General features: G+C 67.7%; 26 protein-coding genes and 6 pseudogenes. 18 read left to right on the plus strand and 14 right to left on the minus strand.

The features are described from left to right. Positions 1-637: 637 nt before the first annotated feature. From OHA03_RS45905 to OHA03_RS45915, 3 genes are read left to right on the plus strand one after another with little or no spacing between them, the layout of a single operon-like run. Positions 638-856, plus strand: coding sequence for a ferredoxin (locus OHA03_RS45905; RefSeq protein ID WP_267009880.1), 219 nt, complete (start codon positions 638-640; stop codon positions 854-856). Then, the gene (locus OHA03_RS45910) at positions 853-2256 is read left to right on the plus strand and encodes an NAD(P)/FAD-dependent oxidoreductase (RefSeq protein ID WP_267009881.1); all 1404 of its coding nucleotides are present in this window, start codon (positions 853-855) and stop codon (positions 2254-2256) included. The genes OHA03_RS45905 and OHA03_RS45910 overlap by 4 nt, the downstream gene beginning before the upstream one ends. 19 nt (positions 2257-2275) lie before the next feature. Beyond that, entirely contained in the window at positions 2276-3565 is a 1290-nt protein-coding gene (locus OHA03_RS45915; RefSeq protein ID WP_267009882.1) for a cytochrome P450, read from the plus strand. Between the two features lie 2 nt (positions 3566-3567). On the opposite strand, the gene OHA03_RS45920 is transcribed toward OHA03_RS45915, so the two are convergent. Then, positions 3568-4842 carry an ISL3 family transposase gene (locus OHA03_RS45920; RefSeq protein WP_267005943.1) on the minus strand — a complete coding sequence of 425 codons (1275 nt, stop codon included), beginning with the start codon at positions 4840-4842 and terminating at the stop codon, positions 3568-3570. A 190-nt stretch (positions 4843-5032) separates the two neighbouring features. Between OHA03_RS45920 and OHA03_RS45925 the strand changes: the two genes are divergently transcribed. Continuing rightward, positions 5033-6082: an NAD(P)-dependent alcohol dehydrogenase gene (locus OHA03_RS45925; protein ID WP_267009883.1), complete on the plus strand. Its 1050-nt coding sequence runs from the start codon at positions 5033-5035 to the stop codon at positions 6080-6082. Positions 6083-6309: 227 nt separating this feature from the next. Further along, positions 6310-7266, plus strand: a pseudogene (locus OHA03_RS45930) (diacylglycerol kinase family protein); the annotation flags it as partial. 299 nt (positions 7267-7565) lie between these two features. Here the strand turns inward: OHA03_RS45930 and OHA03_RS45935 are convergent. The 4 genes and pseudogenes from OHA03_RS45935 to OHA03_RS45950 form a co-directional block, all read right to left on the minus strand. Next, the gene (locus OHA03_RS45935; RefSeq protein ID WP_267009884.1) at positions 7566-7787 is read right to left on the minus strand and encodes a DUF308 domain-containing protein; all 222 of its coding nucleotides are present in this window, start codon (positions 7785-7787) and stop codon (positions 7566-7568) included. A 55-nt stretch (positions 7788-7842) separates the two neighbouring features. Then, positions 7843-8007, minus strand: a complete 165-nt coding sequence (locus OHA03_RS45940; RefSeq protein WP_267009885.1) for a hypothetical protein — start codon at positions 8005-8007, stop codon at positions 7843-7845. Positions 8008-8221: 214 nt separating this feature from the next. Beyond that, a complete protein-coding gene (locus OHA03_RS45945) occupies positions 8222-8872 on the minus strand; it encodes an HAD family phosphatase (RefSeq protein ID WP_267009886.1) in 651 nt (216 codons plus the stop codon). A 24-nt stretch (positions 8873-8896) separates the two neighbouring features. Continuing rightward, positions 8897-10154: pseudogene (locus OHA03_RS45950) on the minus strand (IS256 family transposase). A 117-nt stretch (positions 10155-10271) separates the two neighbouring features. Here OHA03_RS45950 and OHA03_RS45955 point away from each other — a divergent pair. After that, positions 10272-10817, plus strand: coding sequence for a YrhB domain-containing protein (locus OHA03_RS45955; protein WP_267009887.1), 546 nt, complete (start codon positions 10272-10274; stop codon positions 10815-10817). On the opposite strand, the gene OHA03_RS45960 is transcribed toward OHA03_RS45955, so the two are convergent. The 4 genes and pseudogenes from OHA03_RS45960 to OHA03_RS45975 all read right to left on the minus strand — a co-directional run. After that, positions 10799-11368: a hypothetical protein gene (locus tag OHA03_RS45960; RefSeq protein ID WP_267009888.1), complete on the minus strand. Its 570-nt coding sequence runs from the start codon at positions 11366-11368 to the stop codon at positions 10799-10801. The genes OHA03_RS45955 and OHA03_RS45960 overlap by 19 nt on opposite strands. 118 nt (positions 11369-11486) lie before the next feature. Beyond that, on the minus strand, positions 11487-12008 hold the full coding sequence (locus tag OHA03_RS45965) for a hypothetical protein (RefSeq protein WP_267009889.1): 522 nt from the start codon (positions 12006-12008) through the stop codon (positions 11487-11489). Positions 12009-12269: 261 nt separating this feature from the next. Beyond that, complete coding sequence (locus OHA03_RS45970; protein ID WP_267009890.1) at positions 12270-12395, minus strand: hypothetical protein; 126 nt, start codon at positions 12393-12395, stop codon at positions 12270-12272. Between the two features lie 130 nt (positions 12396-12525). Next, positions 12526-12693, minus strand: a pseudogene (locus tag OHA03_RS45975) (IS5/IS1182 family transposase); the annotation flags it as partial. Between OHA03_RS45975 and OHA03_RS45980 the strand changes: the two are divergent. After that, positions 12690-12896, plus strand: a complete 207-nt coding sequence (locus OHA03_RS45980) for a hypothetical protein (RefSeq protein WP_267009891.1) — start codon at positions 12690-12692, stop codon at positions 12894-12896. The pseudogene OHA03_RS45975 and the gene OHA03_RS45980 overlap by 4 nt on opposite strands. On the opposite strand, the gene OHA03_RS45985 is transcribed toward OHA03_RS45980, so the two are convergent. Then, positions 12897-13253, minus strand: a complete 357-nt coding sequence (locus OHA03_RS45985) for a hypothetical protein (protein WP_267009892.1) — start codon at positions 13251-13253, stop codon at positions 12897-12899. It abuts the gene before it with no gap. A gap of 83 nt (positions 13254-13336) precedes the next feature. Here OHA03_RS45985 and OHA03_RS45990 point away from each other — a divergent pair. From OHA03_RS45990 to OHA03_RS46010, 5 genes and pseudogenes are all read left to right on the plus strand, one after another. Then, positions 13337-13613: pseudogene (locus tag OHA03_RS45990) on the plus strand (hypothetical protein). Positions 13614-13652: 39 nt separating this feature from the next. After that, complete coding sequence (locus OHA03_RS45995; RefSeq protein ID WP_267009893.1) at positions 13653-14096, plus strand: hypothetical protein; 444 nt, start codon at positions 13653-13655, stop codon at positions 14094-14096. A 70-nt stretch (positions 14097-14166) separates the two neighbouring features. Next, positions 14167-14991: a DUF2461 family protein gene (locus tag OHA03_RS46000; protein WP_267009894.1), complete on the plus strand. Its 825-nt coding sequence runs from the start codon at positions 14167-14169 to the stop codon at positions 14989-14991. A 69-nt stretch (positions 14992-15060) separates the two neighbouring features. Beyond that, positions 15061-15201 (plus strand): annotated as a pseudogene (locus OHA03_RS46005) (GCN5-related N-acetyltransferase); the annotation flags it as partial. 287 nt (positions 15202-15488) lie between these two features. Then, positions 15489-15551: pseudogene (locus OHA03_RS46010) on the plus strand (hypothetical protein); the annotation flags it as partial. Between the two features lie 115 nt (positions 15552-15666). Here OHA03_RS46010 and OHA03_RS46015 read toward each other — a convergent pair. Then, complete coding sequence (locus tag OHA03_RS46015; RefSeq protein WP_267009968.1) at positions 15667-15876, minus strand: relaxase domain-containing protein; 210 nt, start codon at positions 15874-15876, stop codon at positions 15667-15669. Between the two features lie 319 nt (positions 15877-16195). Between OHA03_RS46015 and OHA03_RS46020 the strand changes: the two genes are divergently transcribed. The 4 genes from OHA03_RS46020 to OHA03_RS46035 all read left to right on the plus strand — a co-directional run bounded on the left by OHA03_RS46020 (position 16196) and on the right by OHA03_RS46035 (position 17946). Further along, entirely contained in the window at positions 16196-16327 is a 132-nt protein-coding gene (locus OHA03_RS46020) for a hypothetical protein (RefSeq protein WP_267009895.1), read from the plus strand. 77 nt (positions 16328-16404) lie between these two features. Further along, positions 16405-16701 (plus strand): DUF1778 domain-containing protein, encoded by a 297-nt coding sequence (locus tag OHA03_RS46025; RefSeq protein ID WP_267009896.1) that lies wholly within the window; start codon positions 16405-16407, stop codon positions 16699-16701. Then, positions 16698-17084, plus strand: coding sequence for a fic family toxin-antitoxin system, toxin component (locus OHA03_RS46030; protein ID WP_267009897.1), 387 nt, complete (start codon positions 16698-16700; stop codon positions 17082-17084). The genes OHA03_RS46025 and OHA03_RS46030 overlap by 4 nt, the downstream gene beginning before the upstream one ends. A 409-nt stretch (positions 17085-17493) precedes the next feature. Further along, on the plus strand, positions 17494-17946 hold the full coding sequence (locus OHA03_RS46035; RefSeq protein WP_267009898.1) for a hypothetical protein: 453 nt from the start codon (positions 17494-17496) through the stop codon (positions 17944-17946). Between the two features lie 158 nt (positions 17947-18104). On the opposite strand, the gene OHA03_RS46040 is transcribed toward OHA03_RS46035, so the two are convergent. Beyond that, positions 18105-18710, minus strand: a complete 606-nt coding sequence (locus tag OHA03_RS46040) for a phosphoribosyltransferase family protein (RefSeq protein WP_323181421.1) — start codon at positions 18708-18710, stop codon at positions 18105-18107. Positions 18711-18876: 166 nt separating this feature from the next. Between OHA03_RS46040 and OHA03_RS46045 the strand changes: the two genes are divergently transcribed. Together OHA03_RS46045 and OHA03_RS46050 are read left to right on the plus strand one after the other, a co-directional pair. Beyond that, a complete protein-coding gene (locus OHA03_RS46045; RefSeq protein WP_267008270.1) occupies positions 18877-19212 on the plus strand; it encodes a transposase in 336 nt (111 codons plus the stop codon). A 32-nt stretch (positions 19213-19244) separates the two neighbouring features. Next, positions 19245-19787, plus strand: a complete 543-nt coding sequence (locus OHA03_RS46050; RefSeq protein WP_267008271.1) for a transposase — start codon at positions 19245-19247, stop codon at positions 19785-19787. Here the strand turns inward: OHA03_RS46050 and OHA03_RS46055 are convergent. Both OHA03_RS46055 and OHA03_RS46065 read right to left on the minus strand, forming a co-directional pair. Continuing rightward, positions 19735-20316, minus strand: a complete 582-nt coding sequence (locus tag OHA03_RS46055) for a hypothetical protein (RefSeq protein WP_267007738.1) — start codon at positions 20314-20316, stop codon at positions 19735-19737. The two genes, OHA03_RS46050 and OHA03_RS46055, sit on opposite strands and share 53 nt — an antisense overlap. 864 nt (positions 20317-21180) lie before the next feature. Next, positions 21181-22068 carry a universal stress protein gene (locus tag OHA03_RS46065; protein ID WP_267009899.1) on the minus strand — a complete coding sequence of 296 codons (888 nt, stop codon included), beginning with the start codon at positions 22066-22068 and terminating at the stop codon, positions 21181-21183. Between the last annotated feature and the right edge of the window lie 180 nt (positions 22069-22248).

Genomic DNA, 22248 nt, shown 5'->3' on the forward strand with positions numbered 1-22248 from the left:
GTTCCCCGCTCCGTCACGGAACACCCGCCAACTCGCTTGCCACCAGCGCGAATCCGTTAACTACCCAGCCTTGGGGCTTGATCCGCTTTGCCGGACATTCGATATCAGGGGCTTCGGCCCCGGGAGGATGTCCGTCAACTCCGCCCGCTACCCAACATTGCCCGGGACAATCGGTGGCACCCCACGAGGTCCTCGAGGGTGGTGACCGGGCGTGCAAGGCGTGATCAGCGGCTTCAGCCGGCTCGGTCGGCCGGGGCCGTATTGTCTCCACAAACGCTCATGATCACGGTGGCCGCTTCCATGCGGGCAGGCACTCCGGAAGCCCCCGGACCTGCACGAACCGGTCAGTGCTCAAGAACTACAGCTGCCCTGAGAGATCTTCCGTGACAGCGGATTTGCCGTCGCCGGAAGACGGCGCGACCATTTCTTTAGGGCGGAACGGCCGGGGCAAACTTTGATGCCGACGCCATCGGATCTGTACCGCGACCTTTCGGACCGTGACGCTCGCCGGCAGTAAGCGTCACCGCGAAGGTACCGCCATGGCGAAGAAGATCGAACATAGCGGGTGCTCAGCCGGTGGCGTCGGCCGGGGCGGGTGGGCTGTCCGGCTGGGCGGCAGATCGGAAGGAGTCTGCCCATGCGAATCACCGTGGACCTGAATCGGTGCCAGGGATACGCACAATGCGTGTATTTGGCGCACGAGGTCTTCAGATTGAATGGCCAGGAGGCGCTCACTTACGAGCCGAACCCCGATGACGAGCGGCGCCTCCAGGTTGAGCGAGCCGCTGCGGCGTGTCCGGTGCAGGCGATCGTGATCGACCGCTTGGGCGGCGCGGAAGGGAGCGCGACGCCATGACCGTGCCGGCAACGGTCGCAGCGCTGGTGCACGAGTTCAGGGCCAACGGCCGGATCGTCATCGTCGGTGCGTCCCTGGCCGGACTGCGGGCCGCCGAAGCCCTGCGCGAGGAGGGCTTCACCGGGCCTCTGACCATCATCGGGGACGAGCCGTATGAGCCCTACGACCGTCCTCCGCTGTCCAAGCAGGTGCTCAAAGGCTGGGTGCCGGCCGACCATACCAAGCTGCCCCGTTTGCGAGAAGTCAATGCGCAGTGGCAGCTCGGGGTGGCCGCCACCGGGTTGGACCGGGCTGCCAAGCAGGTACGCCTGGCCGACGGCGAGCAGATACCGTACGACCGGTTGCTGATCGCCACGGGCACCCGGGCGCGGCAGTGGCCGAACCCGGACGAGGCCGCCTTGGACGGGGTCTACACGCTGCGCTCGCGTGATGATGCCGCCCAGTTGCAAAAGGCGCTGGCCGCGCCGCCGTCGCGGGTCATGGTCATCGGGGCCGGGTTCATCGGCTCGGAGGTGGCTTCCGCCTGCCGGGAACTCGATCTCCCGGTGACCGTCGTCGAGCGGGGCTCAGCGCCGCTGGTCGGCGCGCTCGGCGGGGTGATCGGTGAGATCGCCGCGGAGATGCAGCGCGACCACGGCGTGGATCTGCGCTGCGGGCTGGGCGTGTCGTCACTGGAGGGCGACTCCGGCGGACACGTGCGGCGTGCTCATCTCTCGGACGGAACCACCATCCACGCCGACGTGGTGGTGGCCTCGCTAGGGTCGATCCGCAACGTGGAATGGCTGGAGGGCGCCGAGCTGGCGTCCGGTTTCTGGGGCGTCGGTTGCGACGCCGGCGGTCGCGCCTTCGACATCAACGGCGTGGTCACCGACAGCATCTACGTGGCAGGGGACGTGGCGCGCGCGCCCCACGTTCTGTACGAGTACCAGTTCCTCGCGATGGAGCACTGGGACAATGCCGTTCTCGGCGCCGAGGTCGCGGCCCACAACATGGTGAACCTCGAGCCCCACTATCGCCCGCATCTGTTGCTGCCCGGCTTCTGGTCCGGTCAGTTCGGCGTCAACATCAAGTCCGTCGGCGTGCCTCCTTTCGGCGACGAGATCGTCTTCACGCAGGGGTCCGTCAAGGAGCGCCACTTCGCCGCCGCATACGGTCGCCGGGGCCGCATCGTCGCCGCCGTCACCTTCGATCACGGCAAGTGGCTGGAGTACTACGGGAAGCTGATCGAGCAATCGGGTCCGTTCCCGCCTCCGTCGCCGGGCTGGGACCAGCCCCCCGAGATGAAGCCGATTCCGGCCGAGTTCCCGCACCCCGGCGTCCCGACGGCTATTCCCGACGTCGTCCTCACCGGCCACGACCCGAGCGAGCGGAGCGCCGAGTTCCGGTCTCGCCCTCGTTGACGCGCCCGCCGGATCGGGCGTGCAAGCGGACAACATCGACAGGAAGAAGGAGTGGAGCCTCGTGGTCGAGGAAACCCCCTGGCAGCAGGCCCTCCGCTACGCCAACCGCGCCAATCCGTACCCGTTCTACGAGGAACTCCGCAGGACACCGGTGGCGCGGCAGCCGGACGGCACCTACGTCGTCAGTACCTACCAAGAGATCGTCGCGCTGCTCCACGACCCTCGGGTCAGTTCGGATATCAGGAAGCTCCCCGTCCCGGTTGCGGCCCCGGCCGAGGGCTCGGCGGAGGCGGAGCCGATCACGGAGGCGGTCATCTCCTTGGAGCCGAACATCATCACCCAGGATCCACCCGAGCACGATCGAGATCGTCGGATGATGACGCCGCATTTCGTCGGCCCGCCCCATTCCCCTCACCTGATCTCCGACCTGGAACCCGAGATCCGCTGCATCGTGGACGGTCTCCTGGACGACATGCAGGGCAAGACCCGGATCGATGCCGTCGACGAGTTCGCCTACCCCCTGCCGGTGACCGTGATCTGCAAGGTCCTGGGCGTGCCACTGGAAGACGAGTCACGCTTCCACAGCTGGATCGAGACGGCCCTGGACGCTTTGGATTTCGGCCCCGAGGCTGCCTCCGAGGAGATGCAGAGCCGACTGGCCGGGGGTCGCCAGGCCGTGAAGGAGTTCGGACAGTTCGCAGCTGAGCTGCTCGACCGGTACGCCCAGCAGCCCTGCCCGGGCATGCTCTCGGCGATGGTGAACGAGGACGGCCCGGAGGGAGGGATGTCCAAGGGCGTGCTCGTGAGCAATGCCTTGCTCCTGATCTTCGCCGGGCATGAAACCACGGTCAATCTCATCGCCCACAGCGTGCTCACCCTGCTGCGGCACCCCGACGCGCTCGAGAAGCTGCGCCGCCGGCCCGAGCTGATCGTGCCCGGGGTCGAGGAGTTGCTGCGCTTCGAGTCGTCGGTCCAGTTCTGGCACACCCGCTCCGCCGTGGAAGACATCGACATCGCGGGCACCACCATCCCGAAGGGCGCACCGATCTTCCTGGCATACGGCTCGGCGAACCGCGACCCGAAGCGGTTCGCCAACCCCGACGAGCTTGACCTCGAACGCCGGGACAACCAGCACCTCGGGTTCAGCCAGGGCATCCACTTCTGCTTCGGCGCTCCGCTCGCGCGGCTCGAGGTCCAGGTCGCGGTCGGCGAGTTCATCCGCCGGGTGGACAACCCCCGGCTCGTAGAGGACCCACCGCCGTACCGCCACAACCAGATTTTCCGGCTCTCCTGTCGCTTCCGTGGGTAGGTTCATGCAGCTTGACGCCCTGGTAGGTGGGGTCGGTGGCCGCCGAGGCTGAGCATGGTCAGTGCGATGAGCGCTGCGGGGTCCTTGAAGCCGAAGGCCATGCGGGTGATCAGGCGGATCTTGGTGTTCATGCTCTCCACGATCCCGTTGCTCATGGAGTGCTCGGCTGCCGCCGTGATGGCGTCCCAGTGCTTGACGATGGCCCGTTGCAGCTTGACGAAGGGCTCCAGTCGGGAGCGGCGGGCCCAAGACACCCAGTCGAGGAGGGCCTCGGGGGTGTCGGGGCCGGATTTCAACGCCAGGCGAAGGCCCTCCTTGAGCAGGTATGCGCGGTGCAGGACGGGGTGGGCTTTCGCGATGAACTCCAGTTGCGCGCGCTGGTGTTCGGTGAGGTCCTCAGGGCGTTTCCACAGGGCCCAGCGGGCCTTCTTCAGTGACTTCGAGCCCGGGGTGGCGCGGCCCTTGCCGCCGCGCTCGGCGTTCCAGACCTCGCGGCGCACGGTGTCCAGGGCGTCGGTGGCCCACTGCACGACGTGGAACGGGTCCATCACCCGCACCGCCTGCGGGCAGCGCTCGGCGACTACCTTCGCGATCCAGTCGGCGGCATCCGCGGACACGTGGGTGATCTTCGCGGAGCGTTCAGGTCCGAGCAGGTCGAAGAAGGACCGCAGTGTCTCCTTGTCCCGGCCGGCCGCCGCCCACACGAGCCGGCCGCTGTCGTGGTCGACCACCACGGTCAGGTACTTGTGGTGCCGCTTGTAGGAGATCTCGTCGATGCCGATCCGGGTAAGGCCCGCGAGCAGGTCCACGCGCTGTTCGACGTCCGACCACACGCGGGCGCAGATGCCGCCGACCGTGCGCCAGCCGATCCTCAGCAGTTGGACCACCGTGGTCTTCGAGCAGTGCGTGGCCAGCCAGGCCACCGTGTCGTCGAAGGCCAGGGTGTGCCCGGCACCGTGGCGGGCCCAGGGCACGTGGGCGACGACCACACCGTGCTCGGGACAGGACACCCGCGGCGCGTCGGCCTCGATGAACGCCCGGACCACCCCCAGGTCCAGGGCACGCCAGCGCCGGCGGCCCTCGCCGTTGTCGAACCGGGCGCACCGGCGACCGCAGACCCCGCACCGCTGCCGCCGCCTCTTCGCCGGGCGGGCATGGGCCACGATCACCACATCCCAGGGGCCCGCCTCCGCGCCGTTGCCCTCCTCGGCCTCGACCGACGCGACCACCGTGTGTTCGACTCCGAGCAGCCGAGTCCATATGCTTGCAGATCGCACGCCGTATCCAGGTTCTTCCGTTTCGTACTGTCGCAAGTCGAAACGTAGCCGGGCTACGGCGTGTTCTGCGTATCAGCCCTGGTCAGCGACCCACGGAAGCGACAGGAGAGCCGATTTTCCGCGGCCCGCGCCACGTCCTGGTCGACATCGACGGGATCCGCGACTGAATCGGCGTGCGTAAAGGATCGCTATGCGTGCTTTTCAACTCGTTGAATGGCAGCAACCGCCCGAGCTGCGCGAGGTGCCGGTACCCGAGCCCGGGCCGGGGCAGGTTCTGGTGAAGGTCGGGGGTGCCGGTGCGTGCCACTCGGATCTGCACATCATGGAGGCACCCGGACCACCACCCGGGTTCGCCACGGAACTGCCCTTCACGCTCGGCCATGAGAATGCGGGATGGGTGGAGAGGCTGGGAGCGGGTGTCACCGGGTTCGCGTCTGGGGACCCTGTGATGGTCTACGGCCCCTGGGGCTGTGGGGTGTGCGCCAACTGCCGGGAGGGCCGGGAGAACTACTGCCAGAAGGTCAGTGGTCAGGGCGGGGGCCTGGGAGGCGGTCACGACGGCGGAATGGCTGAGTACCTGCTGGTCCCGGCGGCGCGATTCCTCATTCCGCTGGGCACCCTCGACCCCCGCCAGGCCGCCCCGCTCAGCGACGCGGGGCTAACCAGCTATCACGCCGTCAAGCGATCGGTGCACCTGCTGGGGCCGGGCTCGACCGCGGTGGTGATCGGGGTGGGCGGTCTGGGCCAGATGGCCATCCAGATGGTCCGAGCGCTCAGCGCGGCGACCACCGTCGTCGCCGTGGACACCGATGCCGGCAAGCTGGAAACGGCCAAGCGCCTGGGTGCGGACGAGGTGCTGCTCTCGGGCGAGGAGGCGGTGACGCGTATCAAGGACATGACGGGACAGCAGGGCGCTCAGCTCGTGTTGGACATGGTCGGCATAGACCCGACTCTGCGGATGGCTGCTCAGGTGGCCAAGGTGCTTGGCCACCTGACCATCGTCGGTCTCGGCGGCGGAGCCCTGCCCGTCAACTTCTCGAGCCCGCCGCACGAGTGCTCGGTCGCCTCGCCCTACTGGGGCTCCCTTCCCGAACTGATGGACGTGATCACCCTCGCCCAGCAGCAAAAGATCAAGATGCTGGTCGAGCACTTCCCCTTGGAACGCGCCAACGAGGCATACCAGCTCCTGCACGACGGCAGGATCCAAGGACGCGCCGTCATCGCCCCCCCCCACCCGTGAGCACTGTCATCAAGGCGACCGGGCTGGTGCCGTAGGCCATAACTGTCGGGAGGAAACGTCATGGAGGCGGTGGCCGGTGTGATCGCTGGACCGGGCCGCTGGCGCACGGCATCAGCAGCGGGCGCAGCTGTGTCGGCGCCTGTGACTGTGAAGGTCGCCGGGCGGATGAACGCGGCCTGTCGGCGCTTGTCATGACCGAGAACGCGTTCCGACCGGTGGCCGCTGCACGGCGACCGTTTCTGATCGTGAATCCCCGTTCGGGAGGAGGGAAGGCGAGCCGGTTCCGGGTCGCGGACAAAGCCCGTGCATTGGGGGCTCAGGTTCTCCTGCTCGATCCTTCCAGGCCCCAGGACCTCGCGACTGTCGCCCGGCACGCGGTGGATGAGGGCGCGGATCTGCTGGGGGTGGCCGGCGGAGACGGCACGCAGGCACTTGTCGCCGGGGTTGCCGCAGAGAGGGGTCTTCCTTTCGTGGTCATTCCGGCCGGTACCCGCAACCACTTCGCGATGGACCTCGGACTGGACCGTGAGGACCCTTCGGCCGCGCTGGAGGCCCTCACTGACGGCGTCGAGCTGTGCGTGGATCTCGGGTTCGCCGGCGAGCGGGTGTTCGTCAACAACGTGTCGTTCGGTGCCTATGCCGCCCTGGTGCAGGACCCGGCCTATCGGGAGGACAAGATCGGCACCGTGGTGCGGATCCTCCCGGAATTCCTGGCCCGCCACGAGGGCCCGGAGCTGGTGGTACACGCTGGGCTGCTCACGGTGGACCAGCCGGATGCCGTGCTGGTGAGCAACAACCCCTACCGGGTGGATGACCCGGCCGGGCTTGGCAGGCGCGCGGAGCTGGACTCCGGGCTCCTGGGGGTACTGGCCGCCAGGGCGGAGACGCCCGCCGAGACGGCCGCCCGGCTGCGAGGTGGGCAGACGCACGGCCTGACCACTCTGGCCACCTCTGAGGAGGTTGTTGTCGATGCCGGCGTCCCGGTTGTCCCCGTCGGGCTGGACGGTGAAGCCGTCACCCTGCCGGCTCCTGTGCGGTGCCGGATCAGTCCCGGGACGCTACGGGTACGGGTTCCTCGCCATCGGCCGGGTGCCGTGCCCGCCGGGCGGCCTCCGGGCCGGGGCACCATCCGGCGGGTGGCCTCGGCTGTCGGGCGAGCTGTTCACGGCCGTCATAACGGCTGACCGAAGCCGAACCGGGCAGACGCGCGGACTTCCCCGGTCGCCACGTGGGCACCCCGCGCGCGGCCCTGGCTGGCGACGAGCCGCGCAGCAGGTTCCAGACAGGCAGCAGGTTCCAGACGGAACGGGCAATGCGGGATCAGCCATCGTGGCGGACGGCCGTGATCTGGGAGTGATGCCGAGCGGGCGGCGGACGCCGGAGCGATCGTTGCTCCGCCGTCGCAGCGCGTTCGCTTCGCGGTCGTCCGAGGCCGTGCGGCTTTTCGCTGTTCGCCGGTGGCCGGCCGATCTGGCTCCGGTGATCAGTGCTGGGGGTGCGGACGGTGGAACGGGGGGCGCCGCTGGGCGGCGGGGGCCGGAGCAAGACGGCCCATTTCGACGCGCATCATGACGGTGCGGACCACCTCGGTCAGGCCCAGGACTATGGCCATGAGGCCCACCACCAGGGTGAGTGCCGCGATCGAGGCGAACGGCGAGACGATCAGCACGATGCCCGCCAGAGCGCTGATGATCCCGAAAGCCACATGCCAGCCTCGGTCCGGCATAGACGCCGAAGAGCACGCCGAGGACCCGCCCCGGTCAGACCAGGGTGATAACGCCCAGGGCGGTAGTGGCCAGACCCATGGTGAGCAGGATCTGCCAGCCCATGTTCGCCAGGACGGCCATGCCTTCGGTCAGGGGCGTGTCCTGTGGCTCGGTGCTGCGCGCGGGAGCGGGGCCTGAGGACTCGGAAGGGGTGGTCATGACGTCTGCCTCCTTTTGGGAGGAGCGGGGTCACGTCAGTACACGTCCATCGTCACCCGATCGGCCCCGTGTCGCTCGGCGGAGCGGGCGACCCTAGCGGCGACGACGTGTGCACCCACGATGGCGCGGTCGCAGTCGACACAGATCCTCATCGCCGGGCCTCCCGCCGGGGCCATGGAGCAATTGTCAATTCTTGTGGGTGGCGAGGTGGTGACTACCGCTCGGTGATGAGGGCGGGCAATTTGCGCATGTCGTGGAAGACGACGGTTTCGTGGCCTTCGAGCCGTTCCGCCGGGGTCAGTCCGCCGGCGTAGCCGAAGGCTCGCATGCCGGCGGCGCGGGCGGCATGGACGCCGGGCTGGCTGTCCTCGACCACCACACAGGCCGCGGGATCGACGCCCATCTGCCTGGCAGCGTGCAGGAACAGGTCAGGTGCGGGCTTGCCGCGGAAGACCTCGGTGGCGCTGTAGATGCGGCCTGCGAAGCGTTCGTAGAGGCCGGTGCGACCCAGGGTGTGCCGCATCTTGTCGTGGGAGCCGCTGGAGGCCACGCACATCGGCAGGGTGAGCGCGTCGAGTGCTTCCGGCAGGCCCTCGACGGGGGCGAGCCCGGCATCCACGGCCTCACCGTGGAGTTGCTCGAACCGGTCCGACCAGATCGTGGCCGTCTCCTCGCCGAGCCGAGCAGCGACCTGCTCGCGGATGGCGGCATGCGAACGCCCAATGAACCGGTCGACGACCTCATCCTCGGTGAGCGGCCACCCCAGCTCCGCTCCGAGGGCGACCTGGACACGTGCGGCGATGCGTTCGCTGTCGACCAGCACGCCGTCGCAGTCGAATATGACGAGTTCAATCGGCTTGATCATCTCCGCAGCATAGAGCTTGCCAGGTCACGCGGCTGTGATGTTCCCGTGGCGCTCGGCCAGGACGCCGTTCTCGAACTTGGCCCCGGCGCGGACCAGCGCGACCAGATGGGCGCCTGTGATTGCACGCCAGCGTTCCTGGGCGGACTCGACGAGCTTGAACACCATCGCCAGGGCGGCGGCCGGGCTGCCGGCGCCACGGGTGACCTTGGTCCGCAGCTTGACGGTGGAGAACGTCGACTCGATGGGGTTTGTGGTGCGCAGGTGGACCCAGTGCTCGGCCGGGAAGTCGTAGAACGCCAGTAGTTCCTCCCGGTCGTCGGTGATCTTCGCGACGGCCTTGGGCCACTTGGTGCCGTAGGTCTTCGCGAACGCCTCAATCGCCTTCTCGGCGTACGTGCGGTTCTCGGCGTTGTAGATCTCCTGCATCGCCTTCGTTGCACCCGGCTGTGCTGACTTGGGCAGGGCATTTATTACATTTCGTGCTTTGTGAACCCAGCAGCGCTGATGGCGGGCCGCGGGGAAGACCTCGGCCAGGGCCTTCCACAGACCCATCGCCCCGTCGCCGACGACCAACTCGGGATCGCGCATGCCGCGACGCCGGCAGCCGCGCAGCAGGTCGGCCCACGACTCGGTCGACTCCCGCAACCCTTCCGCGATGGCGATCAGCTCCTTGGTGCCGTCGACACGCACCCCGAGCAGGACCAGGACGCACAAGTGCGCCTGGCCGAGGCGGACCTTGGGGTGGACCCCATCCGCCCAGACGTAGACGAAGTCGCGGTCGGACAGGTCACGGGCCTGGAAGGCGGAGTGGTCCTCGCCCCCACTGCTTCGTCAGTCGGGTCACCGTTGCTGGTGACAGCCCGGCCGCCGAGCCGAGGAACTGCTCCAGCGCGGGCACGAAATCCCCGGACGACAGTCCGTGCAGGTAGAGCAGCGGCAGCACCTCGCTGACCTTTGGTGACTTGCGGCACCAGGGCGGCAGGATCTTGGAGGAGAACCGCTTGCGCTCGCCCGTGGACTCGTCGATGCGGCGGTCGTTGACCCGGGGCACGGTGACCTCGATGGCCCCGGCTGCCGTGGCCACGGTCCGGGGCCGGTGGTGGCCGTTGCGGACCACGAGGCGACGCCCGCGCTCGTCTGTCTCGGCAGCCAACTCGGCTATGTACTGGTTGACTTCCGCTTCCAGAGCGGCGGCCAGCATTCGGCGGGCGCCCTCGCGAACGATCTCGTCGATCAGGGAGCCGGACAGGGTGGAGCCGTCGTCGGTGACTACGCTGAGCACAGGGCGTGCCTTCCCGACCCGCGCTGCAACGCGGGCCTACTCGGTGACCATCACAGGATCATTCGGGAAGGTACGCCCTTCGCGTCCCTCCCGGAACCGATCCACAAGTCCTGAGCATTGCTCGAGCGCGACTATCAGAAGTGGCGGGCTGTAAGCACGGACGCGGTGAGGACGGCTGTGGTCCGTGTCGAGGAGCACGATCTGGTGTGGATCGTCTCCTGGCAGTCCGAGGAGTTCGCACACACTCGGAACTCGAAGTACATGCTGATTGGCAATGGGCCGTACCTGGTCGACCGCGTCGACGGAGGACTGCACCAGATCGCCGTCGTCTCCGCGAAAACCGGAGAGTGGGAGGACGACTACCGAGCCCGGATACGTGGGCTGCCGGTGCGCACCGCAGTAGACGATCTACACGATGCGCTATGCGGAGTCGCCGCTACGCGCGGACGCATGCACGCTGTGCGGACACTGCGCCAGAGGCTGCCTGTGCTCTCGCCTGCGGAGGCCATCGAATACGTGAGCGCGTTGCTGGACGGTGATACGCCCGCGCGCCTCGTGGCCGTCGCCACCAAGGAACTCGTGGAGCCTCTCAACCCGGTACTTGCGGTGGAAACCATTCTGAGCGGGGCGGCGATCCGAGCCGGTCAGAGACCCGAGGGATGACTGGAAAGCCAGTCGCCATGCCGATCGCGCATCCGGTCCCGTTCCTCGGTCGTGGCAAGGAAGACGTCGGCGCCACCGTCGTAGGGGTGGTGGATGCGCTGCATGCGGGTGTCGGTGATGAGGATTCCCGCCGCCTTGTCGTCGGCGATGTCTCGGAGCGGCTCGTCGATGCAGCCTCGCCGCCAGGGCCGGCGGGCGGCGAAGAGGTGGCAGTACGTGCGGAACTCAGGGTCAGGATCGTCCTCCATCAGCAGGCTCTGCCAATACCCCGTGACGGGTTGCGATGACGGAACCTCGGCTTCGGTCGTCCAAAGCGGAGTGATCACATACACGTCTGCACCAGCGAACAACTCATCGAGGACGGTGTTGTAACGCTCCAGGACGACGGTGTACTCGCTCTCGTCCTCCGCGTACCGCTTCGACTCCGGCAGGCTGTGAAAACGTACCCAGACATCCCGATACGGGTCACGGAGCTTGTACCCAACCGGAGGGCAACTGGGCCAACGCTGCTGCCACAGCTCCGTCAGATCCGCCTGCCCGTCTCCAGACACCCGTCGCACTCGTCCTCTCGCGTATGAACCTACCGACGACCATGATGCCGGGGCTCACGAACGAGAGAAACCGACTCCTTAGCTGTGCCATCTCATGACGTTGGTGCCACGGTCACAATCACTGCGCGGAGGGGTTGTTGTAGTCGTTGAGAAGGGGGCTGTGGCGTTCGGTGAGTGGGACAACGCCGAGATCTTCACGCATGAGCTCTCGCATCTTGGCAGCTGCTTCGCCGCGTGCCTCCCAGCGGGCGCGATCCTCTGGACTGCTGACAGCAGCGCCGTCGATGTAGCCGTCGCAGATGCTTCGCAGGCAGTGGAACACGCTGTTGGAGGCCTTGACGACGGGTTGGGGCGCGATGAGCCACATCCGTTCTGATGCGATGGCTATGCCTGAATCCCGAAAGGCTGCGCGCAGCGCAAGCGCCCGCTCGTCGTCGGAAGGGTGCTCTAGCTCGGCCAAGGCCCGCAGGGTCTCCCCGAGGACCTTCACGGTGGTGGTGTACTGCGTGTAGATGTCGAGCCGCAGCCGAAGAGCTTCTTTGACATCCTCGTGCTTCCACCGATTCCGATCTGCGATGAGAGTAGCGACGATGCCAATCGCGGCCCCGGCCAGGGTGGAGAGCAGTGGCAACCAATCCATGCGGTCCAGCTTGGGCTATCCCGTACGACGGCACCAAGTGGGCTTCGAGAACGAACCTGTACTGCCAGCGCCGAGACCACCCGATGCTGACCCGTAACCAACCTCCGCGAGACAGCACACTTTTAGCTGCCGCTTCCAGTCACGCTTGGCAAAGTGAACGCCCCGCTGGCGAATGCCGGCGGGGCGGTGGTTGTGCAGGCCGGGCGGCCTGTCCAGTTCTCGGCCGCCCCGTGGCTGCCGAGAACCAGACAGGTCGGCGGGTCAGCGAATCTGGAGCGAGCGCACGTTGTCGGGGGTGTCGTCGGTGGGCCGAACGCCCGGAATCGGGAGGTGGAGGTGCAGCACGACCGAGGCGGCGCGCATCAGCAGATGGGCCTTCCCGCTCACCGGTCTCCCTTGATGCGCGTGCGATTGTTGGCCGAGCACCGCCCAAGCGCGGCATCGATCCCAATGCTGTCCTGACAGTAGATCAGCTGGTGCGCTTGGTTTCTTCCTCCAGTTGTCGGTGCGGGGACCACGTTCGGGTAAGGCGTCTGGTCATGAGGGTGATGAATACCCAGTTCAGGTGCGCTTCCGAGTGCTCAGGAAGCCGTTCGTAGTCGCGGCAGTTGCGGCGGGCGGTCGTGATCCAACCGATGGAGCGCTCGATCTTCCAGCGGCGGGGCAGAACGACGAAGCCGGGTGACGCTGGAAACGGATGCCCACGTCGCCGTGCTCATCGTCTGGAGCAGTGGCGAAGCGGAACTTGAGTGCGGGGACGTGGCAACAGGTCGGGTTCGTCGGCAGCATCGTGATCTCCGCACCTTCGAGGAGCTTCTCGACGCCATCGGGACCATCCGCGAGTGGATCCAGACGAAGGTCGAAGCAACTACCGGATGGGCGACCTGATCAGCCGAGTTGCGGAGCTTCTCCGGTTTCGAACTGCGAGCCGATGTTGTTCCACATGAACGGGTCCCGCCAGTCCCCTCTGCCAGCAGCCCAGCCGAGCATCGCCGTCAAGACTTTCTCCTGGGAGATCGTCCGCGTTTGGTAGTGCTCGGCGGCAACGCCGTCCCGATATTCGAGTTGGTACGTGTTGTCGTCGCGCAGCAGTACCTGGACATACCAGCTACCCTCCACGCCCTCCTCCACGCGCTCCAGAACCAGATGCGCGTTACTGCGATGGAGGTTGGCGAGCATCGTGCCTATCACCGGCTTCGACGGCTTCTTCACCACGCGCCCAGCCTCATTCGTCGCGATCAACATGGGCGTAATCCTCCAGCATGACTCTGACATCGCCGCGGTGGACGATCCGAGGGCTCCGTCATCATGGGCTGGTGACGACATGGATGCGCTGCTACTGGGACGAGGAAGACGTCTGGTTCTACTTCGAGGTCGACGCCGAAGGTTGGGTGACCCGGCAGATCGAGCTCGAAGGACCTGAGCTGACCCCGATCGCAGCGGCCTCCCTCGACGAATGGCAGCAGGCCCACGCTGCAGGCCGCCTCGCCGAGTTCGACCACAGGTTCGGGAACACAAGGCAATGACCCGGAGCAACTGACCTCCGACGAGTTTGAGGAAGTCTGGAGCCCTGCCCGTCGGCAGATCGCAGCCCGGCTCCGCTGACCTCTCGGCCCCGCAGCGGCTTCTTGGCATCATCACAGCATGGCCCCACCTCCTCCCCGCACGATCCGGGCAGTCCACACCGAACAGCTCCTCGACCTGGAGAGGGAGGCCGGCGCATACGGCTTCAGCCAGCGGCTTCCGGTCGACTGGCTTCGGGACCACCTCGCTCCCGGAGCGACGCACTACTTGTTCCCCGCACTCGTGCATCATCTCAGTCACCGCCCCGAGGCGTCGCCGCACTGGAGATGCGAACTGCTGCTGACGGCCCCGAGCGGCGAGCAGTTCTTGAGCCTGCTCGACGTGCTCCCCGCCACGTTCAGCAAGCTCCCGGAGACCTTGGACGCCACGTTCAAGACGGATATCGCAAGCCGCATCGAACGGGCACCAACCCAGCGTGAGTGGGCAGAAGTAGCTGGTCGACTGCCGAAGTCGACCCTGAAGGAGACACACGAGCCTGAGACACCAGACGGGGACATGGGCTGAGACAGCCCAGAGAGCCCCTGGTCAGGGCGACGGCCTATGTCACGGGCCGCGAGATCCTACATCCTTGTAGGTGTGGGATCTCAAGTTCGGCTGCACAATCTCACCGCCCGCCTCCGTGTTCCTCGACGAACTCGCCCACCGCGCACGGCACATCGAACTGGCCGGCGAGCCCCGCCGCAACACCTCCCACCGTGTCTGGGGCTACGCCTCCCTGCCCGTTTCACTCTCCGCGCGCGGATCATGGGTGAGCTATCCTGCCCGCATGCGCGGACAGTTCACCGGCTGGCCGGAGCAGGCCATGGACGTGTTGTGGCAGCTCCAGGGCGAACCGACCCATGCCACCCGCGAGCGCTACCGCGCGGACCGCGAACGCCTGGTCCGGCAGCCGATGATCGCCCTGCTCAACGAGGTCGCGGACACCGACCCCCGGTACGAGGACTTCTCCGTCTGGCACTACCGCACCGACTCCTGGTGGTGGCAGCACCAGGGCGCGGTGATCCGGCTCGGCCGCAAGATCGAGATCGGTCTCCGCTTCTCCCTGGACGGCCTGCGGATCCAGGGCGCCTGGTGGTACCCCGATCCCGGCCAGGTGGACATGTTCCGCAAAGCCGTGGCCTCCGAGGGGAGCGGCCGCGAACTGTCCGCCATCGTCGAGGACGTGCGGAAGAAGGGCTACGACATCTCCGGGGACGTGATGAAACGCCCCCCGCGCGGCTATCCGACAGACCACTCCCGTACGAACCTGCTGCGCCACCGTTCTCTGATCGCCGCCCGTCCCCTCGGCTGCGAGGAGTGGCTGCACACCCCCGAGGCGATCGACCGAGTCCTCTCGGCCGCCGCTGACCTCGACGCCCTGCTGATGTGGCTGGTCCGCCACGTGAAGCGCGCCGCCTGACATCACGAGGGCCCCGCCCCGCGCTGCGGATCGGGGCAACTCCGGACACGGCTCGCGGGCCACATGCGCACGGGCTCAGCGGCGGTCGCTCATGCTCTCGCTGTCGGGCTGCTGCCGCAGTGGCGTGCGCGCCCTCCCGCCTCCCGACGTGTTGCGGCCTCATTGGGTTTCGAGGAACTGGGTTCCCAACTCAGCATCGAGCTCGCTTAAGAGGAGCGTCATCCTCGGTTGCTCACCGTGAAGGCCAGGGTGCGCAACGTGCGCGCTCTCAGCTGCCAGATCCCGCCAGATCACCGCTAAACGCATCGAGATCCAGCAGGCCGTCGAGACCGACCTCGACGAACACGAACCGCAGGCCCGCGAAGCCACCTGCTGTTCTCTTGTTTCGCCCGGGCCCTCTATGGGCCCCGCGAGGCCTTCCTGGCCATCCAGGCTGGACGCGAGAGCCTGACGATCACCCGCACATCGACAGGGACAACAGCCGCGGCATCGGCAACGTGGTCATCTTCTGCTTCGACCTCACCCTCGCTGTCCTCGCCCACCGACACGGAGGCGGCCCCGACTTCCTGATCCACGACAGCCACCTCTACGACGGCGTCGACGACCGGCAGCTCAAAGCCGCTCCGACCCGATCCGCGGCTCGGAAGCCCGACCGAGCGCCACACACCGCGCTCATCACCAGCTCTTGTAGAACGCGGACGCCGCCACCACGTTCTCGAACACGGCCTCGGTGTGCACCGCACCCAATGCGCCGTCCGGACGCTGCGCCTTCATCGACACCAGCAAGTGATCGTGAAGCAATGGCATCCCCGTACGCGACTTCGTGATGGCGGAACCGTGCGGCAACCAGACCGCCGGCCCGTCGCCCTGTTGGGGCTGGCCCACGTCATTTCCGCGCTGTGTGGGCTTTTGCCGTGAGGGAAGCCGACGCAGCCACCCCCTGCTGTCGCAGTCACCCATCGGACAGACCTTGTCGACGGCGCCGACCGTGGTCCTCGTGCGCGCCGAGCCTGCCGTTGGACGGAGGGCAGACCGGTGAACCAGCGGGTGACGGGAAGCAGGCCCCCCGACCGCGCTCGCGTCGAGGGCTCCACCGCCATTGCCGTGACCATCGAGCGCCTCGGCAGCAGCGCGCGACCATCCTCCCGGCTATCACGCCTCGGACGAGTCGATAGGCGAGAAGCTTCAGCTCCATCCCGACCGCGTGCGCGCGCTCTTCAGGGGGAAGGTCTCGCTGCTGCGTCATCCCTCGCACGCCCTCGCGCTTGGGGATTACGCGGAGGACGACGACTTCCGGCTGGGCGAGATCCGCGGCCCGGTGGGTGGCTTCCGCTGACTTCAGAGCCGCTCTCACCTCACCCCGGTGCGTCATTACTCTGGGCCAAAAGTGATACCACTGGTACCGTCGGTACCATGCCAGAACCGAAGGCCATGAACCTACGCTTCCCCGACCCCGAGCAGCGGGCCGCGATCGCCGCCGCAGCCGCGCAGGAAGGAGTGAGCCTGCAGGAGTACATCCTCTCCGCGGCCTACGCCCGCGCGACCGCCGTGGAGCAGCGGTTCCTCGATGGCTTCAAGGAGTCGATGACGCGCAGCGGAGCCGCGTTCGCCGCCGAACCCAGCAGCACCGACCCCTCCCCGGAGCAGCGGGCCGCCGAGCAGCAGGCCCGTGCCGAGCTTCAGCAGCCGAAGCGGGGCCAGGCCGCGTGACCCAGCACGAACCGCTGCACCGGCTCGACATCACCTTCCTGCTGCACGCCGCCGAGCTCCTCGACGGCGACCCGCAGGTCGACGACCTCGGACCGCTGTACGCGGCCGTCGCGCGGGTCAACGCCAACGCCATGGAACGCGACATCTACGGCTCCGTGCATCTCAAGGCCGCCGCACTGTTGCAGACCCTGTCAAAACTCCCCTGCCTCGAGCACTCGGGCGAGGCCTTCGCCTGGCACTCGACCGAGGCGTACCTCGCCCTGAACGGACACCGGCTCGACTACCCACCCAAGGCGGCCGTCGCCCTCGTGCGCGACGCTGCCGCAGGAACCCTGGGCGTCGCCCGCATCGCCCGCCAGCTGCGCGACTGGACCAACAACTGACCTGCCCGCAGTGCCCATACCCGCCCGGGACACCCCACAGCCAGGAGACCGGCCGAAAAGGCCGTGGCCGGGTGCGGCACGCTCGGCAACGGCCCGCCACACCCGTACATGCCATGCCCGGGGTGCTCGCCCTGCGCGTCCACACACCGCACCTCCTGGGCCGCCCTATGCGCCCCTACCCGCTCATCCGGCTGTCTGCCCGCAGGGAGCCACTCACGAGAGCTGGGCACTTCCCGGCCAATCAGGGCGAACGCGCCACACGGTGAGCGGCGGCGGAACCAGCGCTGGGAAGATCGTCGTCATGGGTGTCGGCTATGAGTTCAGCGGGGGGTGAGGTGGCGAGTGTCCTGGCGACAAACCCAAGGTCACAAGACGGCCACGTGATCCACACGGCGGCTCACACGGCGCGATGATGTCTCTCCGCGTCAACAAGCCCTGGGGGCCCATGCACGTCCGCACGACCATCGCCGCCGCTGCCGTACTCGCCGTCACTCTCGTCGGCTGTAGTAACAGCGACAACAGCGACAACAAGGCCGAAACCAGCAGGAGCGGCACGCCCGCAGCCACGAAGACCGCGGACAATATCGACGCCAAGAAGGCCGCCGACATCCCGGCCGAGCCCACCGGCTCCAAGCGCGAGACCCTGCTCGCCGAACTCAAGGCCATTGACCCAGCCCTGGTCGCCGACGAGGACAAGGCCATCGACAACGCCCGCAGCCAGTGCCCCGACATCAAGAGCGACAACGACCCCGTACAGACCGCCAAGGTCCGGTTCTCCGCTCCGGGTCACAAGGTCGGCACGGACGTCGAATCCAGGAAGATCAACCTTGTGGTATCGGCAAGGCTCTGCTCGCACGGATAGAAGTCCCAGACGGCTGCCGCTCTCCCGCCAACATTGGTGCACACGGCAGCCGGAACATTGGCAGCAGGGTTTTAGAGAGCGGCTAGCACCCTCGGGCACCGTCAACTGTCCGCGCAGCACCACCGCACCAGCCCGCACGTCCACCTCCCGATCCTCGATCACGGCGTGACGCGACTCGGTCCGGGCGGGCTCACCGGGCGGGCGCCCGCCTCTTCCAGACAGGCGACAACCTCATCGTCGTCGACCTGGCAGAAGTCGATTGTGTAGAACTGTCCGACCGCAAAGAAGTTCCGCGGGGTGTGCAGGCATATCAGTTCGTCGGCCTCCTCGCCGAGCCGTGTGATCCAGTCGTGAGGTGCCACGGGGACGGCGAGCACGATCCGTGCAGCCCCCCTGGCCCGGGCGATCCGGCAGGCCGCGCGCGCCGTGGACCCCGTGGCTACCCCGTCATCGACCACCAGTACCGTACGGCCCTCCAGCCCGATCGGTTCCTGCCCGCCCCGGTACCGCTGGGCACGGCTCTCCAGCACCTCCCGCTCACGGGCCTCGACCTCAGCCAGCTCATCCGGGGTGATGTGCGCCGTGCGCACCACGTCATCGTTGATCACGCGTACGCCCCCTTCGCCGATCGCTCCCATTCCCAGCTCCGGCTGGGAGGGCACGCCCAGTTTTCGCACGAGGCAGACATCCAGCGGCGCGCCCAGCGCCTCGGCGACCTCTGCGGCGACCGGAACCCCTCCGCGGGGCAGGCCAAGCACCACCACTTCAGCTCCCTTGAGAAGCCGTTGTCGTACCGATCATGGAACGTGCAGGTCGAACAAGGTTCCTGGTCGGGTGATCGTGTGGTGGTGCGGGCATGAAGGCGGGGCCTCTTGGTAGCTCGGGGGTGCGAACCTAACCGAGCGGCCCAAGGAGGCCCCGTTGTCACATGTGTACGCGCCTGCGCCCGTGGACTTCAACTCGCCCGGCGTGTCGTGCGATTGCCTCGCGCACGTGTACGGCAATGCGGCCGATCACCCGGACCGGGTGCGCCGGTATCCCTCGGACATGAGCGACGAGGAATGGACGGCGGTACGGCCGTTGTTGCCCACCCCTGCCTGGCTGGAGGGCCGCGGCGGGCAGCCCGAAGGGTACTGCCACCGTCAGATGCTGGATGCGATCCGCTACCTGGTCGCGGGCGGGATCTCCTGGCGGTCGATGCCCGCGGACTTCCCCGACTGGGACCGCGTCTACGCCTTCTTCCGCCGCTGGCGGCAGCCGGACTGATCACCGAGTTCCACGACCGGCTACGCGGGCGGATTCGCGAGCGCGAGGGCCGCGCGGTGGAACCGACGGCCGGGATCATCGACGCGCAGTCGGTGAAGGCCGCCGCGACGGTGCCCGCCGACTCACGCGGCTACGACGGCGGCAAGCAGATCAACGGCCGCAAGCGGCACATCATCACAGACTGCCTCGGCCTGCTCCTGGTCGTCGCGGTCACCGCCGCGAACGTGGGCGACCGCGAAGCGGCCGTGCCCCTGCTGCAGCGGCTACGCCGGCTGCACCGGGACATGTGCCTGGTCTGGGCCGATGGCGGCTACACCGGCGGTCTCGTCGACTGGTGCCGGCAGAAACTCGCCTTCGCCCTTGAAGTCGTCAAGCGCACCGACGACATGGAGGGGTTCGTGGTACTGCCGAGACGGTGGGTGGTGGAGCGCACTCTGAGCTGGCTGATGCAGTCGCGGCGTCTGTGCCGGGACTACGAGACACTGACCGCGACCAGCGAGGCGATGATCCTGTTCTCGATGATCACGCGGATGAGCCGCCGACTGGCCCGGCCACGAGCCGACGGCCGGCACTGAACGCCCCCGACGCCTCCTGGAGCAACCACCCGCGCTCGGCCAGGCGCTTGGCCTTCGACCGCACCCCTTCGACCTTCGCCGCGACCGTGTTGTCGATACCCAGTGCCGCCGCGATGTCCTTGGCCCGCACCGGCTCGTGACCCGGCCGGTCCTGAAGCACGTTCAGGATCCGCTGGTTGTCCAGCGAAAGCACCGACACCGACAACCCCTCCCGCCAGGGCGGCACGACCGCTCTCGGCACTGACGCGGACCCCGGCACAGGAGCGGACACTTCCTCGCCCTCGACCTCCGTCACGACGGTGGTCTCTTCGGCAGATGCGGCCAGAGCGTCGACGAGCTCCTCGCGCGCGATCACCCGCCGGTCCAACTCGATCTCGGCGGCCTCCAGCGCCGCGGCCGCACGGGCCGCCTCCTCCCGCAGGTCCTCCACCCGCTCGCGGGCAGCCGTTTCCCGCGCCTCCAACAACCCCAGCATCGACGCCACCGCGCACCCCTCGACGATCAAGCGGAAACAGAACGTCGAGACCATCCCTCACCCCGACCAAAACCATGCCTGACCAGCAGGAACTCAACGCTCACATCCGGTTCAACAACGGCTTCTGAGGTGCGCCAGCCGGGCGGCCAGTTGCCGGCCGGCATCACGACGATCCGTGAAGAACACGATCCGACCTCCTCGTCCCGGAGGAACACGTGGGCGACGCATACGCCCCATCCCTCCATCCTCGCCCCTTCGCTGGTGCTTGTTACACAGGCAAGCACGCGTGAGGCCGTGCTCGACGGGACCTGTCCGGGGTCCACGAGCGCTTCGAGGTGATGGTCTGCGCCTCTCTCACCTCTCACCAAGGAACTGCGCACCCGGCCACGGCGGAGCCTGCAAGATGTCCGACTGTCGGTACAACGTCGACTTCGAGTGCCGCGCCCCCGGTATCACTGTCGGGTTCAACCAGACCGACGTTGACTGCCTGACCTACGTACCCGCCTGAGCCCAACTGGTATTGCCGCCAAGGCAGTGCCGCTGATCAGTGTGCTGTCCGGGCCATCGTGCGCGGACCGAGGCCATGGCTGATCACAGCTGGGCGGCCAGCACGAATGGGACTCCGCCGCGCTGGTGGCAGCGGCACAGGCAGGGGGCTTTCATGCCAGCCGCCTGGACGGCAGCCCCCTCACCTACAACCGGCCCGATCCGTTTCTGCCCGACCTCATCGTCTGCTGCGCGGAATTGGCCACCCCTGCCCGGACTGCATACGCCAAAATCACGCGCGTTCACCCCGGTTTCCGGGGAGTGAGGGAACATCTGGCCCGACGTAGGCCATCACCGGCGGACCGCTCCGCGGTCGCCGCCGGCGACGGGCTCGTTGTGGTCAGCTGCGTCACTGTGGCCCGGCGGCCTCGGCTACGCCTTGCCCCGAACCACGGCAACGGAGCAGTGTGCGTGATGCAGGAGTGCCTGGCTGACCGAGCCGAGCAGCAGGCCGGTGAAGCCACCGCGTCCGCGTGCGCCGGCCACGACCAACTGCGCGTCATGGCTTGCGTCGATCAGAGCCGTGCGGATCCGAGAGCGCACCAGGCGCCGCTCCACAGCGACCTGGGGATAGCGGATCTGCCACGGGGACAGAATCTCCTCCAGCAGCTGCTGCTCCTCCGCACGCAGCCGCTCGATGTCGACCACCACGTTCAACGGGTCGCCGGGCCCTTCGTAGGCCCGTTCGCTCCAGGTGTTCCACACATGCAGGGCCAGCAAGCCCGCACCGCGCATAGCCGCCTCGGTGAAGGCGAACTCGATGGCTTTCTCGCCCGCCGGTGAGCCGTCCACGGCAAGCAGCACAGGACCAGTCGGGTTTGGCCCGCCCGGCCTGCCTCGTACCACGAGCACTGGACTATGGCCGTGGGCGGCCAGATGCACGGCGGTGGAGCCGAGCAGCAGGCCGCCGAATGCGCCCAGGCCGCGGCTGCCCACCACGACGAGGGAGGCGGTGCGCGACTCGATCTCCAGCACCGTCAGCGGCTCGCCGAGGGTGACCTCGCGGGTGATGTCCAGGTGCGGCGCGACCTCACGGGCCCGCTGTTCGGCTTGGGCCAGTGTGCCGTCCACCAGCTCGCGCAGCCCCGCCGTGGCAGGGGTCCAGGGCGGCACACCGGGCGGTGGATGCATTGAGGGCCACCCGAAGGCGTTCACCAGCCGCAGGCCGGTCCCGCGTAGTGCGGCCTCGTGTGCCGCCGTCCCGACCGCTCCGAGACTGGACGGTGAGCCGTCGACTCCCACAACGACCGGTTCAGCCATTGCCGTGCCTCCTTGTCGAAGGGCCGTTGCTGCCTGGCCGGCCTCCCTTCCCAGCCTCTGCCAACATGCCACGCGGCGCATCGGCCGTACGGCTCGTCGACCGAGCGGTCGGCGCTTCGCGTGCCTGCGCGAGGCGGTCGCGCTGCCGATGCCCTCCGACGGTGCCGAGAAGACCGGCCG

Origin of the sequence: Streptomyces sp. NBC_00154 (assembly GCF_026342835.1) — a bacterium.
In the GTDB taxonomy this organism is placed as follows: Bacteria; Actinomycetota; Actinomycetes; order Streptomycetales; family Streptomycetaceae; genus Streptomyces.

What these genes read in the sequence shown, in the direction of transcription:
- OHA03_RS45905 (WP_267009880.1), top strand. Translation starts at nt 638, where the DNA reads ATGCGAATCACCGTGGACCTGAATCGGTGCCAGGGATACGCACAATGC.
- OHA03_RS45910 (WP_267009881.1), top strand. Translation starts at nt 853, where the DNA reads ATGACCGTGCCGGCAACGGTCGCAGCGCTGGTGCACGAGTTCAGGGCC.
- OHA03_RS45925 (WP_267009883.1), top strand. Translation starts at nt 5,033, where the DNA reads ATGCGTGCTTTTCAACTCGTTGAATGGCAGCAACCGCCCGAGCTGCGC.
- OHA03_RS45940 (WP_267009885.1), bottom strand. Translation starts at nt 8,007, where the DNA reads ATGACCACCCCTTCCGAGTCCTCAGGCCCCGCTCCCGCGCGCAGCACC.
- OHA03_RS45945 (WP_267009886.1), bottom strand. Translation starts at nt 8,872, where the DNA reads ATGATCAAGCCGATTGAACTCGTCATATTCGACTGCGACGGCGTGCTG.
- OHA03_RS45965 (WP_267009889.1), bottom strand. Translation starts at nt 12,008, where the DNA reads ATGGATTGGTTGCCACTGCTCTCCACCCTGGCCGGGGCCGCGATTGGC.
- OHA03_RS45985 (WP_267009892.1), bottom strand. Translation starts at nt 13,253, where the DNA reads ATGTTGATCGCGACGAATGAGGCTGGGCGCGTGGTGAAGAAGCCGTCG.
- OHA03_RS45995 (WP_267009893.1), top strand. Translation starts at nt 13,653, where the DNA reads ATGGCCCCACCTCCTCCCCGCACGATCCGGGCAGTCCACACCGAACAG.
- OHA03_RS46025 (WP_267009896.1), top strand. Translation starts at nt 16,405, where the DNA reads ATGCCAGAACCGAAGGCCATGAACCTACGCTTCCCCGACCCCGAGCAG.
- OHA03_RS46035 (WP_267009898.1), top strand. Translation starts at nt 17,494, where the DNA reads ATGATGTCTCTCCGCGTCAACAAGCCCTGGGGGCCCATGCACGTCCGC.
- OHA03_RS46055 (WP_267007738.1), bottom strand. Translation starts at nt 20,316, where the DNA reads ATGGTCTCGACGTTCTGTTTCCGCTTGATCGTCGAGGGGTGCGCGGTG.
- OHA03_RS46065 (WP_267009899.1), bottom strand. Translation starts at nt 22,068, where the DNA reads ATGGCTGAACCGGTCGTTGTGGGAGTCGACGGCTCACCGTCCAGTCTC.